Consider the following 1343-nt stretch of genomic DNA (forward strand, 5'->3'; position numbering starts at 1 on the left):
CATGATACTTAACTCATCATTGCTTTTAGTATCTTTACTTAAAATAGTATCTTTGGTTTCATGATTGATAAATTTAAAAAAGTGCAATAGGTTGTTTTGTAAATTAACAATTCTTGAGCTTACTGCTTTGTTTATGTATATAAATACTATTATCACAATTACTAAAATAACAAAAAGAGATATAAATGCTATGGTTGTTATAAGTTTTGTAATCGGCATTTGTATAGAATCAACTGGAGCCATAGTCACAATAGACCAAGCATCTTGTGAGTTATCCCAAAGATCAAAAGTAGCTATCGCTGCTCTATTTTTCTTTCCATCGCTTGCACGAGTAAAGTCAAAAACAGTATTTATTTTATCTTTTTGTAATTGTATTAATGTTTTTGCACTAGGATGAGGATTTGCTTCTGAAATACTTTTTCCTGTAAATTTAGAAACAGGACTAACTGCTATTAGACCCTCAGCACCAAGTAATAATCTTTGATCATCTTTGAAAATACTTCTTTTTGGATCTGTTAGCTCTCCTCTAAAATGCGTTAAACTTCCTAAAGCTCCAACTACACCTATAATATTTCCATTTTTAAAGATTGGAATTGCAATATTGTATGCAAAAATTTCTTCACCATTGATGTTGAAAATTTGAGGTTTTCCTATTGATTCTTTTTGTGTTGATATAGCATTATTAATACTTTGTTGTTGTAAAAATGCATCATATGCTTGAACTAATTGCACGCCGCCTTCTGTTTTTAAAGAAGTATCATGAAGTAACATTAAAAATTTATGCTGATTTGTAAGTAGTTTTGGGTTGGTATTTTGATTGATTGGGGTATTAAAAAAATGAACATACATATATGCAATTTTTTCATTTGAATCAAGCACGCCTTCTAAAATATTTTGCACTTCTGTATCATCAATACTATTTTCATTTGAAATAGTATTTTTTATAGTATCTTCTACTCCTAGTAAAGTTGAATAAACACTTTCTGTTGCTCCGCGGACGATATTTGCATATCTAAAAGCATTAATTTGAAGTAGTTTATCTGCTTCAGTGTGTAAGATATTTGAAGCTTGTATGGAAAAAATACTTGCTAAGATTATAATACCTAGCATTACTATGGAAATTACAACTCCAACTATTTTGGTCCCTATTTTTAAATTTGAAAACAATGTATCTCCTTTATGTGTTTTTAAAAAGGATGTATTTTATCCTAAAAAAATAATTTTTTTATTTTTAATTAATTAATATTTGTTTGGTATTTCTAATAGTGGACTTGAATGTAAAATGTAGATTTAATAGAGTATCAAAGTTAAACCCATTAAGGGTTTAACTTATTTAGAATTTT

At 27.9% G+C, this 1343-nt stretch carries 1 protein-coding gene; it reads right to left on the reverse strand.

Features of this window, described 5'->3' with window-relative positions; translation table 11 throughout:
- A partial coding sequence (locus L8X97_RS08250) for a hypothetical protein (RefSeq protein ID WP_263663065.1) occupies positions 1–1167 on the reverse strand: 1167 nt, incomplete at its 3' end.
- Positions 1168–1343 lie beyond the last annotated feature (176 nt).

The organism is Campylobacter sp. CNRCH_2013_0671h (assembly GCF_025773055.1).
Taxonomy (GTDB): domain Bacteria; phylum Campylobacterota; class Campylobacteria; order Campylobacterales; family Campylobacteraceae; genus Campylobacter_D; species Campylobacter_D lari_D.